12 protein-coding genes are annotated in these 13,864 nt (G+C 56.7%); 4 read left to right on the forward strand and 8 right to left on the reverse strand.

Annotation, left to right across the window (positions count from 1 at the left end):
• Positions 1-445: 445 nt before the first annotated feature.
• Positions 446-871: a glycine radical domain-containing protein gene (locus tag ABD997_RS12300; RefSeq protein ID WP_345317342.1), complete on the reverse strand. Its 426-nt coding sequence runs from the start codon at positions 869-871 to the stop codon at positions 446-448.
• Positions 872-1,021: 150 nt separating this feature from the next.
• Positions 1,022-1,972: a LysR family transcriptional regulator gene (locus tag ABD997_RS12305; protein ID WP_345317344.1), complete on the reverse strand. Its 951-nt coding sequence runs from the start codon at positions 1,970-1,972 to the stop codon at positions 1,022-1,024.
• Between the two features lie 379 nt (positions 1,973-2,351).
• On the opposite strand from ABD997_RS12305, the gene ABD997_RS12310 reads away from it, so the two are divergent.
• Entirely contained in the window at positions 2,352-7,328 is a 4,977-nt protein-coding gene (locus ABD997_RS12310; RefSeq protein WP_345317345.1) for a S8 family serine peptidase, read from the forward strand.
• A 193-nt stretch (positions 7,329-7,521) separates the two neighbouring features.
• Here ABD997_RS12310 and trpS read toward each other — a convergent pair whose 3' ends face one another.
• Genes trpS through rpe form a run of 3 tightly spaced genes read right to left on the reverse strand, consistent with a single transcriptional unit; the run spans position 7,522 to position 9,901 of the window.
• Positions 7,522-8,529: a tryptophan--tRNA ligase gene (gene trpS, locus ABD997_RS12315; RefSeq protein ID WP_345317346.1), complete on the reverse strand. Its 1,008-nt coding sequence runs from the start codon at positions 8,527-8,529 to the stop codon at positions 7,522-7,524.
• The gene (locus tag ABD997_RS12320) at positions 8,526-9,227 is read right to left on the reverse strand and encodes a phosphoglycolate phosphatase (protein ID WP_345317348.1); all 702 of its coding nucleotides are present in this window, start codon (positions 9,225-9,227) and stop codon (positions 8,526-8,528) included. The genes trpS and ABD997_RS12320 overlap by 4 nt, the downstream gene beginning before the upstream one ends.
• Positions 9,227-9,901, reverse strand: coding sequence for a ribulose-phosphate 3-epimerase (gene rpe, locus ABD997_RS12325; RefSeq protein ID WP_345317349.1), 675 nt, complete (start codon positions 9,899-9,901; stop codon positions 9,227-9,229). Before rpe ends, ABD997_RS12320 begins: the two co-directional genes overlap by 1 nt.
• A gap of 197 nt (positions 9,902-10,098) precedes the next feature.
• Between rpe and ABD997_RS12330 the strand changes: the two genes are divergently transcribed.
• From ABD997_RS12330 to ABD997_RS12340, 3 genes are all read left to right on the forward strand, one after another.
• Positions 10,099-10,773, forward strand: a complete 675-nt coding sequence (locus tag ABD997_RS12330) for a TorF family putative porin (protein ID WP_345317350.1) — start codon at positions 10,099-10,101, stop codon at positions 10,771-10,773.
• A gap of 148 nt (positions 10,774-10,921) precedes the next feature.
• Positions 10,922-11,086, forward strand: coding sequence for a hypothetical protein (locus tag ABD997_RS12335; protein ID WP_345317351.1), 165 nt, complete (start codon positions 10,922-10,924; stop codon positions 11,084-11,086).
• The gene (locus ABD997_RS12340) at positions 11,074-11,250 is read left to right on the forward strand and encodes a DUF2970 domain-containing protein (RefSeq protein ID WP_345317352.1); all 177 of its coding nucleotides are present in this window, start codon (positions 11,074-11,076) and stop codon (positions 11,248-11,250) included. Before ABD997_RS12335 ends, ABD997_RS12340 begins: the two co-directional genes overlap by 13 nt.
• A 6-nt stretch (positions 11,251-11,256) precedes the next feature.
• On the opposite strand, the gene ABD997_RS12345 is transcribed toward ABD997_RS12340, so the two are convergent.
• The 3 genes from ABD997_RS12345 to aroK all read right to left on the reverse strand — a co-directional run bounded on the left by ABD997_RS12345 (position 11,257) and on the right by aroK (position 13,799).
• Positions 11,257-12,072 carry a Dam family site-specific DNA-(adenine-N6)-methyltransferase gene (locus ABD997_RS12345; protein ID WP_345317353.1) on the reverse strand — a complete coding sequence of 272 codons (816 nt, stop codon included), beginning with the start codon at positions 12,070-12,072 and terminating at the stop codon, positions 11,257-11,259.
• 113 nt (positions 12,073-12,185) lie between these two features.
• Positions 12,186-13,265: a 3-dehydroquinate synthase gene (gene aroB / locus ABD997_RS12350; RefSeq protein WP_345317354.1), complete on the reverse strand. Its 1,080-nt coding sequence runs from the start codon at positions 13,263-13,265 to the stop codon at positions 12,186-12,188.
• A gap of 18 nt (positions 13,266-13,283) precedes the next feature.
• A complete protein-coding gene (gene aroK, locus ABD997_RS12355) occupies positions 13,284-13,799 on the reverse strand; it encodes a shikimate kinase AroK (protein WP_345317355.1) in 516 nt (171 codons plus the stop codon).
• Between the last annotated feature and the right edge of the window lie 65 nt (positions 13,800-13,864).

Genomic DNA, 13,864 nt, shown 5'->3' on the forward strand with positions numbered 1-13,864 from the left:
CAAATTGTTAAAGAGCAGCCCGCTTGGGCTTGGCTTCGTTGCCGAAGCAGGAGGCGTATATTACGCTGTTCTCCGTGGTCGTCAAGGCCGTTTTTCAACTTTCCGCTCGACCGTCGAGGTTTTAACCAGTCGGGCCGAAACCCCTTTGGTGACGCCGCTTAGCCTCTCACTGAGTCGCTCGCTGTGCCCCGTCGACAGGGAGCGCATTATAGGGAGGGAATTCGTTTCCGCAAGAGGTTGTCGGTCGTTTTCTCTCGACCGCACAAACCCCCAGCAACTACCGGCTTATGTACAGAGTTATCCACACAACCGGGCCTATTTGTATCTAATAGAGACAAAATAAAGCGGCCACCCTTTCGGATGGCCGCTTTATTTTCTTTGCAGGGAGGAGAGATGAAATCCTATTAATGTGCAAAGCTCGGTGTGTCGCTGGACTAACAGCGGCTCACAAGGACTCAGTGAAGGTCCGGGTGATCACATCTTTTTGCTGCTCCAGGGTCAACGAGTTGAAGCGTACTGCGTATCCGGAAACACGAATGGTCAACTGAGCATTGTCTGACAGTACGTTGTAGTCGTCATTGCTGGCTTCGCCTTTCTCGATACGCTCACGGGCTTCCATGACTTTCAGCAGGGTCTCGCGCTTGAGTACGTTGACGTTCAGGTGCTGGCCACCTTCGCGTACCGGCGGAGCCTGGATGTTCACCTGACGCCCTTCGTACTCACCCAGTTCAGCCAGGGCAACAATCTGATCGGCTTCGTAGCCAGACTTGGCCGCCAGACAGCGAGCCTGCTGATTCTCCTCATCGATTAACCAGATGCTGTTAACCAGATCAGCATTGGACGATTGAGTAATTTGAATACCTTGAATCATGAGATACCTCTTTAAGCCTCATTTTGCACTGGGTGCGTGATTGATGTCACACACCCTAACAGCAGGCTCGGCAGCGCAACAGCGAAGCTTTGTCACCCTCGCATCAATCCTGCTCATGCGAAGGCCGATAGCGCTTTCAGCCCCTCAACGTCAGTACAGTGGCACCGCTGAATTCACGATCTTCTGGGCTGTCTGCACCAGTTCCTGGGTTAAGCGCTCCGCTGCCGGTGGCTGAATGCGTCCCTTCAGAGAAATCACGCCATAGTGCGCAGTGATCGGCTCCAGATCTGATACCTGCAGCACCCGCAAGGCGCCGGAAGTTAACTCCGTATGGACACTGGCCAGAGGTGTCAGAGCAAGAAGATCACTGTCGTACAGCGCCGCCTTTACGGTGAGAAACTGGTCGAAGCGGATCAGTCTGCGACCCGCGACCATGGGATCCAACTGCAGGCCATGGGTGTGGGCTTCGATAAATTCCGGCGGCAGATGGTGGGGCAGCGCCAGCGGATATTGCAACAGATCCGCCACAGTCACTTCCGGGCGGGCCAGCAGCGGGTGTTGAGCGTGGCAACAGAACACCGCAGGCATGGGCGCGAGCGGGGTGATCTCCAATGCTTCATGTTTATCCAGCCCGGTCGCGACAATCTCGTCGATGAAGTAGTTCAACTCGCCGGCTTCTAAGCGCGATAGGCTACGTCGCCAATGATCCACGCGAAGCTCCAGGTTGAGGGTGGGGTGCTGCCGAGTCAGTTCGCCGATGATGGGCCCAATCAACGTCTGCGCAGGGATGGGGCTGGCACCTAAGGCAAGCTCGCTCCACTCCCCCGATTGCATCAATTCGAGCTCCATGCTGAGTTGACGCACATCCCGAAGAATACGCTCTCCGTGGCGCAATACCGACTCACCATAGGGCGTGAGCTCTACCCCGCCACGCTGACGGTCTAAAAGCTTGGCATCCAGTAACTCTTCCATGCGTTGAATGCTTCTGCTCAGGCTTGGCTGGCTCAAGTGCAAGGCTTCCGCCGCTGCGCTGAAGCTCCCTTTCCGGCACAACATTAAAAAGTGTTTAAGGTGGCGGATCTCCATCGTACTCGTACGCATAAAAACGGTCTCATTCCATGATATTGGCTATTCCCTTAACGGCCTGAATCAGGCCGCGCGTCACTTGGCTTCCGAGCCAATCTATTCGCATTAAGGCCCCAATAAGCCAGATAAAATGGCGAAATTGCAAGATTTTTATATCTTTCACTGTCGAATTTCATTCCGTTGACCCATGCACCAAAAGCATATGGGCGACACTTATTTTGCATTGGCATTAGCCATTACATCTTTGCAACATGAGGAGGCGCCCACGCGCAAGCAAAAAAGACAGAGCTTGACCCTGCTGTCCGTGTTACCCCCGAGCCAACGGGTGGCGCACGAAGGGAATCAACCGAACTTTTCTCCAGGGAGTGTCGAACCAGACACAGAGGGTACTACCTTGAAATTAAAGCAGATCACACTGGTGACATTGGCCGCGCTGTACAGCGCTGCGGGTGCCAATGCATCAACCCAGTTAGACACAGGCAGTGAATTTCGCAATATCGAGATCACTGACCAAGTGCGCCTTTATAACGAAGCGATGCAGCAAGATCGCTCTCGCGGCGATTCCTCTGAAAATACCACCTCTCAGAACGCTTACGGCAGAAACATCCATCGCGCCATCGCCGTCAGCGCCGACGATAAAGTCCCCTTCCGTTTTCAGGATGGCCTGACCGGTGAGCAGACCTATATTATCGAACTGGCGGACAAGCCGGCGGCCCTTTACCAGGGTGGCATTGCTCACCTTCAGGCAACGGCGCCCCGTCAAAACAATACCCCCTACTCTCTCAACGCTCATAACGCTAACAAGCTGAACGTACAGAGCCAGGCCGTGCAGGCCTATACCGACTACCTGAACGTCAAGCAGGCTGACCTGCTCAGCCAGATCAGCGGCATCGTCGGCAGCAACCCCAAAGTACTGGGACAATATCGCCTCGCTTTCAACGGCATGGCCATCCGCATGACCCAGGATCAGGCCGCCAGCGTTGCCGAGCAGCCTGGCGTACGCAGTGTCACCCTGGAACAGATCCATCAACTGCACACCGATGTTGGCCCAGAGCATATCGGTGCTGACCAGTTCTGGAGCGGCAGCGTCGCTGGCACCGAATATCGCGGTGAAGGCATTGTCGTCGGGGTCCTGGATACCGGGATCAACACCGACCACCCCTCCTTCTCCGACACGCCAGCAGATGGCTACACCTTCACCAACCCCCTCGGCGAGGGGGTCTACCTGGGTGATTGTGAGAACGACGAGTTCGTCTCCATGTGTAATGACAAGCTGATCGGGGTGCGCTCCTACGAGGTGATCACGGACAGCTACTGGGACGCCGCCTTCCAGCCTGAGCAACCCTGGTGGAACATCACCGATCCCAAGCGTCCCGCCAACGGGGAAGATTACGATGGCCACGGCTCCCACACCGCCTCCACCGCCGCAGGTAATACGCTTTACGACGTCGACTATTTGGTCCCAGAATTTACCGAACAGTCCGACGGGCTCGCCACCGGCCTGAAACTCCCCATGGTGTCCGGCGTTGCCCCTCGAGCCAATGTGATCATGTACCAGGTGTGCTTCCCCGGTGACGGCAGCTACACCACCGAATACACCGGCTGCCCCGGCTCCGCTCTGATGGCGGGGATCGAAGACGCCATCGCCGATGGCGTTGATGTAATCAACTACTCTATCGGCACCACCTTCGGCGCCTTCCCCTGGGAGAGCCCCATCGAGATGGCTTTCCTGGCCGCCCGGGAAGCGGGGATCTCCGTTTCCGCCTCCGCCGGTAACTCCTACGATCCTGAATATGCAAGTCAAGCCCGTGGAGCCATCGACCACCTGTCGCCCTGGCTCACCTCCGTCGCCGCCACCACCCACGGCCGGGAATTCAAAGTCAATAAAGCCCTCACCAACGCCACCGGCGGCGATCAGGCGATGCCCGATATCAGCGGTGGCGGGATCACCGGCAGCTATACCGGGCCGCTGGTGGATGCCAAGGCCTACGGTTGGGAATACGAGAAGTGTAACGACGCCTTCCCGGCAGACTTTTTCGCGGTCGATCCTAGCGGTAATCCCTGGCCCGGCGACGTTGCACCTATTGTGATCTGTAAACGGGGCGACATCGCCCGAGTCGACAAGGCGGTCAATGTGGCGGCCGGCGGTGCCGGTGGCCTGATCCTGCGCAACGCCAGCTCGCGCGAAAGCATCAGCAACGACCCCTTTATGATCCCAGGGATCCACATTAGCCATGGCGATTATTCCGGCGATTCCAGTAACGGCTACTACGGTCTGGACGACTGGCTAAGAGCCGGAACCGGCCATACCATCACCATCTCCGACTCCGAGGTATATGTCGAGATGGGTTCCGCCAACTACGTCGCGGACTTCTCTTCCCGGGGCCCGAACCTGCAAGTGCCGGATGTGATGTCCCCCAACGTCGCCGCACCGGGCGTCAATATCTACGCAGCCTATGCTGACGAGATGCCCTTCTCTGCCTCGCCGCTGCCTGCGGATTTCTCGGCGATCAGTGGTACCTCCATGGCGGCCCCGCACGTTGCCGGTGCCATGGCATTGCTGCAACAGGCGAATCCCGACTGGACACCGGCGATGATCCAGTCCGCCCTGATGACCACCGCCTCCATCGAGGGAGTCACCCGCTCCAGGGATGGCAACCCTTATGACCCGGTCAACGCTGGTTATGATGATGCAGGCAGCGGCGTCATCAACGTGGCCCGGGCACAGAAGGCTGGCCTCTTGTTGGATGAAAGCGCCAGCAACTATCGTGCAGCGAATCCCCGCAATGGCGGCACTCCAAGCAACCTTAACGTTCCCTACCTCTTCAATATGAGCTGCGCCGGCAGTTGCACCTGGATGCGGACTTTCACCGCAACGGAAGACGGCACTTGGGATCTGAGCGCAGAGGCCATGCCCATCGAGGGGGCAGAGATGCTTTCCGTCGATGTTATGCCCAAGCAGATTAGCCTCAAGGCCGGTGAAACCCAATCCGTGGTGGTTTCTGCCGAGATCCTGGATGTCGAAGCCGTTGGCGTCGATAGCTCACAGATCGTCCTCCCAGGACGCATCACCTTGACGCCCCAGCAAAGTGACCTCTCTGAGCAACATCTCCCACTGAGCGTGCGCTACGAGGGTGATGGCCTGCCACTGGAGGTGGGAGGCCCGATTCATCGTAAACAGGGTCACCTGCTGACTCAGCCGATCCAGACCGATGATATCCAGTCCTTCAACTACCGCGTGAGCGGTATGGCCAAGGCGGTTCGTCATGAACTGATGCTCTCCCGCGCCGACACTCGCATCAACAATGACCGGAACACCACCGAGGAGGTAACAGCGGATCCCGGCAATGAGGTGATCTTCTTCGAGGTCCCCGAGGGCACCAAACGCCTTATTTTGGAGGTCGCCGAAGCGGACCCCATGGCATTTACGGCCCTTGATATGGGTATGGATGTCAACATGGACGGTCAAATCCAGTGGGCAGAGGAAGCGATCTGTTACTCCTGGACCGACATGGGGGACTTCTGTGCCATCAATGATCCTGCGCCTGGCACCTACTGGGCGGTGATCGGTAACTGGAAGTACGAATACTTAGATCCGGACAACGGTAAAGATCGCATTCTCGCCAGCCTGGCCATCATTCCCGATACCGATGGCGGCAACCTGACCGTCGAAGGTCCGGCGAGCACGGATGGCCTGGAGCCCTTCAGCCTGAAGCTGAACTACGACCTGCCCGAGGCGGAAGAGGGGGATCTTATCTATGGCGTCGTTGGCCTGGGCTCCGACGCCTACAACGACAGCAACCTGGGTGAGTTCACGGTCAAACTGCGCCATACGGGTGCCGACACTGAGATTACGGCCTCGCAAAGTGCGGCCAAGGCAGGTGACCTGATTGACTACCGCGTGTCACTGGCCCCCAACCTGCTCGGTGCCGAACGAGACTTCCGTCTCACTACGACACTGCCCAGCACCTTCACCCTCATTGAGGATAGCGTCACCTTGGGCTCTGTTGGCCTTCCGCAAGAGGCCCTGACGGTAGAAGGTAACACTCTGATCATCAGCGGTACCCAGGCATCCTCTCAGGACACGCCGCGTCATTACGTGTTCAGCACCAACGCCGATGACCCGATGTGTAAGGTACCTTACGGAGATGACCCAACCTTCTTTGACCTCAACGAAGCGGGCTACTACCCCTTAGGGATCAGTGGCTACTCCAACCAGGTGATGTACATACCGCTGAGCAGCAACGGCCTCCCGAACGTGCCCCTATACGGCAATGAACCGCGATACATGCGTGACTTCATCGCCTTCTCACCCTTTGGCTACGTCCAGTTCGACGAGTTGCGGGATCGGGGTAGCTACCACCTAGAGTTCAATGACAGCTTCCAATTCTCTCCCGACACCATGGTTGCCCCGTTGTGGCGTGGCGACATCATGATGCCCGATGAAGAATTCAGCCGGGAGCGTGAGCGATACATCAACGGTGTCTACGCTATCGTTACTGGCAAGCACTACGTCGTGCAGTGGGATGGCGGTGAGGAGTTCCGGCACCCTAAGATCGGCAGCACGCCAGATCAGGATGCCTACTACAACATCGAGGCGATCATCTCCACCGAGCTCAACTTCGAGCCCGGGGACTATGAGATGATCTACGCCTACGATGCCCTGGAATCGGCGAACAACAACTTGGGCTCTGTCGGGCTGCACGGTTTCTGGGGTGAGCGCGGTACCATGGGCCCATACAGCGGCTGGTACAACGACGGCTTTGCCTATAACGATGTGGACGAGAAGATCAGCGCCGGCACCGTAATCTGTGCGGATTATCGTGGCCCGGAGCAGTCCGCTGTCGAACTGAACTTCACCGTTCGCATCAACAGCGCTGCCACCGGTACCATCGGGGATGTGGTTGTCGAGAGCCACTACGATGACTCCGAACTGGTGACCGTCAGCCACAGCCTGAACGTTCCCGGCAACATCACCCTGGCTGCCCTGGCGGATCAGACGATGGAGGAGAACAGCACATTGGAAGGACTCTCGGTGATGTACCACGATCTGCGTGGCACCACCAACGGCATCGAAGTCAGCGGCGAGCACATCAGTGCCACCGTTCATGGTAACGAGTCCGGTGCCACCTTCGACATCACGCCGGAAGCCTACTGGTTCGGCACCACTGAGGTAACGGTCACTGTCTACGACATGGCCAACCCCAGTGACGCTGCCAGCACCAGCTTCATGCTGGAGGTGCTTTCCGATGGCGTCGAGGCCCCGGCCCCCGAGGTTGTGGAGCCGGAGTCCAAGAGCAGCAGCGGTTCACTGGGTTACCTGGCCCTACTGATGCTGGCCCTGACCGGATGGCGTCGTCGCCAGGCGTAACCCCGGTTCGTTAAAGGGTTAGAGACACCCAGAAATCCAAAGCCGCCCCGTTGGGCGGCTTTTTCGTGCCAGGACTCTGGATGACATGAGGGTTTGAGAGCAAAAAGCGATGCAGGCAGGGCGAGAGAAAAGAGGAACTGGCAATAAAAAACCGCTCTTTCGAGCGGTTTCTTGGTGGGCATGATGCCAAGAGTTAGCGCGGCATCGGCGGCAAGCCAATGGCGTCATACACCTTGGCCAGGGTCTTGGCAGCACGCTCGCGCGCATTCTCTGCGCCGGCCTTCATCACCTGATCGAGATACCCCTGATCGGCGCGGATCTCCGTGAAGCGGGCCTGCATCGGCTCGAGCATCGCGACCACGGATTCGGCGGTCGCCACTTTCAGGTGCCCATACATCTTGCCTTCGAACTCCGCCTCGATCTGGGCAAAGCTCTTACCTGAGGTCGCCGAGTAGATGCTCATCAGGTTAGACACACCGGCCTTATTATCGATGTCGAAGCGAACTACGGCCGGATCATCCGAGTCGGTCACCGCCTTCTTGAACTTCTTGGTGATCACCTTGGGATCTTCCAACAGGCCAATTCGGTTGTTGGCGTTGTCATCCGACTTGGACATCTTCTTGGTGGGATCCTGCAGGCTCATGACGCGGGCACCGGTTTCCGGAATGTGCGGTTCCGGAACAGTGAACACCTCGCCATAGAGGTTGTTAAAGCGGATCGCGATATCTCGGGAGAGCTCCAGATGCTGCTTCTGATCATTGCCAACCGGGACTTCGTTGGTCTGGTAAAGCAGGATATCCGCCGCCATCAGGACCGGGTAGCTGAACAATCCGGCGTTGATGTTGTTGGCATGGCGGGAGGACTTATCCTTGAACTGGGTCATCCGGTTGAGTTCACCCATCTGGGTGTAGCAGTTGAGGATCCAGCCCAGCTGGGTGTGCTCTTGAACATGAGACTGAACGAACACCGCGCTTTTAGCGGGATCGATCCCCACCGCCAGGTAGAGTGCCAGTGTATCCATGCAGGCGTTGCGCAAGGCTTCCGGGTCCTGACGAACGGTAATCGCATGCAGATCCACGATGCAGTACAAGGCGTCGTGGGTGTCCTGCAGGTTGACCCATTGACGCAGCGCGCCCATGTAGTTGCCCAGGGTCAGACCGCCCGACGGTTGGGCGCCACTTAAAACGACAGGTTTGCTCATTGGATCTCAGTCTCTGTTAACGCCGGCAGCAGGGCCAGCAGGTGGTCAAAGTTATCCAGCGCATGATCCGGATCCAGACTGCGAATGTCTAGCCCGTAGTTGTAGCCATAACTCATCCCCACGGTCGGACAACCCGCCGCTTTACCCGCCTCGATATCGTTACGGGAATCTCCCACCATCAGCATCTGCTCCGGCGACAGTGACCAGCTTGATAACAGGGTGTTCAGCGGCAAGGGATCGGGCTTTCGTCGGGAAAGGGAGTCGCCACCAAAACAATGCTCGAAGTAATCGGCCAGCCCGCACTGCTTTAGCAAACTCGGAAGGTAGCGAGCGGGTTTATTGGTTACCAGCGCCATTGAGTATCCGCGCCGTTTCAGCTGGGACAAGGTCTCGGCGACGCCTGGATAGAGCAGTTCAGGTCCAGCCTTGTGGCCCGCATAATGATGGTGAAAGCGATCTAAGGCCTGCTCCAGCAGTGATTCATCCAGGGTCGGATCCGGACGAATATCATCGGCCAAGGCCCGCCGCATTAACATCTCGGCCCCGTTGCCGATCCATCCCAGCGCCTTTTGAGGATCGCACGCCGGACGTCCAAGGTCGGTTAATGCCTGCCCCGCCGCGGCTGCCAGGCTCGGACCACTGTCGATCAGGGTGCCATCCAGGTCAAAGGCGATGGCTCGGACCTCTGACAGCGCCATCACGCACCGACCTTCGCCAATTCCGCACGCATCTGATCGATCACCTGGCCGTAATCGGGCTGGTTGAAGATGGCGGAGCCGGCAACAAACATGTCGGCGCCAGCGGCAGCGATCTCACCGATGTTGTCCACCTTGACGCCACCATCAACCTGCAGACGGATATCACGGCCACTGGCCTCGATGCGCTGCTTCACCGCCTTAATCTTCTCTAGCGTCGTCGGAATAAAAGATTGGCCACCAAATCCCGGATTGACCGACATCAGCAGGATCACATCCAACTTATCCATCACGTGATCCAGGTAGTGCAGCGGCGTTGCCGGATTCAATACCAGCCCCGCCCGGCAGCCTCCCTCTTTGATCAGTTGCAGGGTGCGATCAACATGCTCTGAAGCTTCGGGATGAAAGGTGATGATGGAGGCGCCGGCTTTGATAAAGTCGGGGATAATACGATCCACCGGTTTGACCATGAGGTGAACATCGATGGGGGCCTGAATCCCATAACGTCTCAGCGCCTGGCAGACCATGGGGCCAATCGTCAGGTTCGGTACATAGTGGTTATCCATCACGTCAAAATGCACCACGTCAGCACCCGCTTCGATAACCTGTGCAACCTCTTCACCCAAGCGGGCAAAGTCTGCGGATAATATCGAAGGACAGATCAAAGCTTGTTTCATTCCCGTCTCACTGTTAATTGGTTTAACTGCGTCGACATGTTAATCGTTTTGCGTTATCAGACCCAAATCGCTTTTTATGCTGCAGTTGTATTACTCACCCAAAACCCTCTACTGTAGCAAGTACCCCCCTAGGTCCTGACCCATTGACAGATTTGATATCGGGCATCGCCCATCATTTGGAAATAAAAGGGAAAAGGATGATGAAAAACGCAATCACTCGGACGCTCGGCTCTCTGTTCCTGTTGGCCAGCCTCTCTGCTGCCCCGGCGTACGCTGAAGGCACGGCCAATGTCGGCGTCGCCAGTGACTATCTGTGGCGCGGTGTCAGTCAAACAGACGGTAAACCCTCCATCTTTGGCGGTCTGGACTATGCCAGTGATGTCGGGATCTACGTTGGCACCTGGGTGTCCAACATCGACTTCGGCGACGATGCGACCTACGAATGGGATCTCTACGCTGGCTACAGCGGCGAAGCTGGAGACTTCAGCTACGATGTGGGCTACGTCTATTATGCCTACCCCAATGGAGACAGCCTGGATTTCGGTGAGGTCTATGCCGGCTTTGGTTGGAACTGGTTCGGCTTCAGCCTGGCCTACACCACCAATGAGGAAGCCGATGAGACCTATTTCGACAAAGGGCTCTACATAGAGGGAACCGCCGAGTGGGGTATCACCGACTCCCTGAGTCTTGGCTTTGCTGTCGGTAACTACTTTTTTGATTCCGACTCCCTGCTGGAAGACTACCTGAACTACAACATCTCTCTGAACAAGAGCACAGAGATGGGCGATTTCGCCTTCATGATCAGCGATACGGACGAAAGCGATGTTGATCCTGTCGTCCTAGTCTCCTGGACCCTGGGCTTCGATCTCTAAGCCCGAGCCCAAGCTGGCAACATCTGCATAGCGAAGCGCTAACCGCGCTGATATAATCGTCTCCTAGGTTGCCTGGGAGACGATTGTGTTCAGACTCAGCAAAAAGTGTGGGCTCGCGGCATTTATCGTGGTGCTGGGATTGTCCAGTATGAGCTGGCATCAGGCCCAGTGTGATGCCAAAGAGGTCTGTCTCGCCGACGATATCAACGTGAACTGGCGCCACTGGATTTTAGGCAGTGACAACAGCCAGTTTCATTTCGTTGATCTCCTTGAGCTGCTGTATCGCCCCTCTCGAGACTCATGGTCCGAATAGTGCTCAGCGTGCTCGCCGCGCTGTTTGGCGTACAGAGTGAAAGCAACCGTCGCCGGGATTTCCAGGCCTCCTCAGCAAAGCCCTTCATATTGACCGGTTTAGTCGTGATCGTGCTTTTTGTCCTCGCGCTGATCGGCGTGGTTCAGTGGGTTATTCCCAGGTAAAACCATTCAAGGCCGATAAAGCGCAAAGAGTTCATCCACCTTCTTTCGACCGCTGGCACTCTGGCTGATGGAGCGCGTCACCTTAAGCTGATCCAGTTCCGCCGCATGATAGAGCTTTCGTGCCAACGGCGTATCGTGGTTACTGATCAACACCGTTGCGCCACGTTGCTGTGCCGCATCCAAAGCGCAGTCCGCCAACAGGGCCTGATCATCGAGACTGAACCCCCCTGAAGCGTAACTGGTGAAATTGGCCGTGGTGGACAAAGGCAGATAGGGCGGATCACAGTATACGGCGTCGCCGGAACCGGCCCGGGCAAAGGATTCGGCGTAGCTTTCGCAATAGAACTCGGCACTCTGAGCTTTCTCAGCAAAGAACCACAGCTCCCTCTCCGGAAAGTAAGGCTTCTTGTAGGAGCCAAAGGGCACATTGAAGCCACCGGACTTGTTGTACCGGCACAACCCGTTATAGCCATAACGATTCAGATAGAGAAACAGTACCGCACGACCAAACTGCTCATGGGTCTGGTTAAATTCGCTGCGGATCCCGTAGTAGGTCGTCTTGTCATTATTGACATCCACAAACCATTTTCGCGCCTCCCGAATGTAGGCATCGGGGTCGGCCTTCAGGGTCAGGTAGAGTCCGATTAGGTCCGGATTGATGTCACTGAGTCGATAGCGCCTGTACTGGGTATTCAGAAATACCGATCCGGCACCGACAAAGGGTTCGACCAGGGTTTCGGAATCGGGCAATCGGGCAGCAATTTGGTCTGCCAGCTTATATTTGCCACCGGCCCACTTGAGAAAGGCTCTGGATTTGGTCATCTGCCAACCGTGTCTGCGAAAAGCAAGGAATCTACTTGTTTTATTGGAGAAGCTCAGTGAGTGGTTATCTCACCGGGCGGTGGTCGTCCCGACGTCAATCCCCACCAGCGCGATCAAACACGAGCAAGGAAGGCCCGCAGCTGAGGTTCAGAGACGCTTGAAACCACCTCGGCACGTCCAATCTCACGCGGGAGCACCAATCGGATCTGGCCATCAAGACTCTTCTTATCCCGGCGCATATGAGGCAAATACTCATCAGCACTCATCCCTTTGGGCCCACAGACAGGAAGGTCAAAAGCCAGCAGCAGCTGACGGATGCGAGCCACCTGCTCACCCGGCAACCAACCGAGCGCCTCGGAAAGCTGCGATGCCTGCATCATCCCCGCTGCTACGGCCTCACCATGCAGCCAGACTCCGTAGCCCTGCTCTGCTTCAATGGCGTGACCAAAGGTATGCCCCAGATTCAGCAGAGCACGAACCCCTTGCTCTCGCTCATCTTGAGCCACCACTTCCGCTTTAATCTCACAGCAACGACGGATCGCATAAGCCAGTGCCGCACTCTGCTGGGATTTCAATGCTAAGGCGTTGACCTCAAGCCAATGAAAAAATTTCGCATCCCACAGAACGCCGTATTTAATCACTTCCGCCATCCCCGCCGCGAACTCCCGCTCAGGAAGCGTCGACAGGGTAGAGGTATCCATCATTACCAGTACCGGCTGATGAAACGCGCCGATCATATTCTTCCCGAGAGGGTGATTAACCGCAGTCTTGCCGCCAACCGAGGAGTCCACCTGTGCCAGCAGCGTAGTGGGGATCTGTATGAAGTCCACCCCGCGCTGGTAGCAGGCGGCAGCGAAACCGGTCATGTCACCGATCACCCCACCACCAAGTGCCACTAGGGCGCAATCTCGTCCGAGATCCTGAGACAGGGCATGGGAAAAGATGCTATCCAGAGTCGCCAGCGTCTTGTGTTGTTCACCATCCGGCAGGATCAGCTCATCAACACGCTTACCGCCGGCTTCCAGCAGTCGACGTGTTGCTTGCAGATAAAGGGGGGCAACCACATCGTTGGTCACAACCAGCATGCGAGATGCCTTGAGGCGACGAATCCATTGTTCACCGCTGGAGAGCAGTCCGGGCGCAATAACGATAGGGTAACTGCGCTCGCCCAGCTGGACGTCGATCCTTTCCATGGTGCCCTCGCCGGGAAATTAGAATCCGAGCCGCTCTATGATTTCGTTAGCGACCACTTTTGCACTCTGCTCGTCGGTACGGACCACGATGTCCGACACCTCTTCATAGAGCGGGTTCCGCTCCTCGGCCAGCTTTTCCAGCACTTCACGGGGCTCATCCACCTGCAGGAGGGGACGACGTTTATCCCGTTGTGTCCGGGCAACCTGCTTATCGATAGTGGTTTCCAGATAGACCACGATTCCGCGGGCAGAGAGGCGATTACGAACCTCTTTGGAAATGACCGAGCCACCGCCTGTGGCCAGAACAATCCCCTGCTTTTCAGTCAGGTCTTCAATGACCCGCGCTTCGCGCTTGCGGAAGCCCTCTTCACCCTCAACATCAAACACCCAGGAGATATCAGCCCCACTGCGGGCTTCGATCTCGTGGTCTGAGTCAAAAAACTCCAGATGAAGCATTTGGGCCAGGTGTCTACCGATGGTGCTTTTGCCGGCGCCCATAGGGCCAACGAGAAAGATATTTCTTTTTTCAGCCATTTCTTTAGTCGAGTTAATAGAACACTACGCTAGCGACCACCATGATGGCGGAGGAAAATTACCCA

The organism is Ferrimonas gelatinilytica, from assembly GCF_039544205.1.
GTDB lineage: Bacteria > Pseudomonadota > Gammaproteobacteria > Enterobacterales > Shewanellaceae > Ferrimonas > Ferrimonas gelatinilytica.

What these genes read in the sequence shown, in the direction of transcription:
- ABD997_RS12320 (WP_345317348.1), bottom strand. Translation starts at nt 9,227, where the DNA reads ATGGCGCTGTCAGAGGTCCGAGCCATCGCCTTTGACCTGGATGGCACC.
- aroB (WP_345317354.1), bottom strand. Translation starts at nt 13,265, where the DNA reads ATGGAAAGGATCGACGTCCAGCTGGGCGAGCGCAGTTACCCTATCGTT.
- ABD997_RS12305 (WP_345317344.1), bottom strand. Translation starts at nt 1,972, where the DNA reads ATGCGTACGAGTACGATGGAGATCCGCCACCTTAAACACTTTTTAATG.
- rpe (WP_345317349.1), bottom strand. Translation starts at nt 9,901, where the DNA reads ATGAAACAAGCTTTGATCTGTCCTTCGATATTATCCGCAGACTTTGCC.
- trpS (WP_345317346.1), bottom strand. Translation starts at nt 8,529, where the DNA reads ATGAGCAAACCTGTCGTTTTAAGTGGCGCCCAACCGTCGGGCGGTCTG.
- ABD997_RS12340 (WP_345317352.1), top strand. Translation starts at nt 11,074, where the DNA reads ATGGTCCGAATAGTGCTCAGCGTGCTCGCCGCGCTGTTTGGCGTACAG.
- aroK (WP_345317355.1), bottom strand. Translation starts at nt 13,799, where the DNA reads ATGGCTGAAAAAAGAAATATCTTTCTCGTTGGCCCTATGGGCGCCGGC.
- ABD997_RS12335 (WP_345317351.1), top strand. Translation starts at nt 10,922, where the DNA reads ATGAGCTGGCATCAGGCCCAGTGTGATGCCAAAGAGGTCTGTCTCGCC.
- ABD997_RS12345 (WP_345317353.1), bottom strand. Translation starts at nt 12,072, where the DNA reads ATGACCAAATCCAGAGCCTTTCTCAAGTGGGCCGGTGGCAAATATAAG.
- ABD997_RS12330 (WP_345317350.1), top strand. Translation starts at nt 10,099, where the DNA reads ATGATGAAAAACGCAATCACTCGGACGCTCGGCTCTCTGTTCCTGTTG.
- ABD997_RS12300 (WP_345317342.1), bottom strand. Translation starts at nt 871, where the DNA reads ATGATTCAAGGTATTCAAATTACTCAATCGTCCAATGCTGATCTGGTT.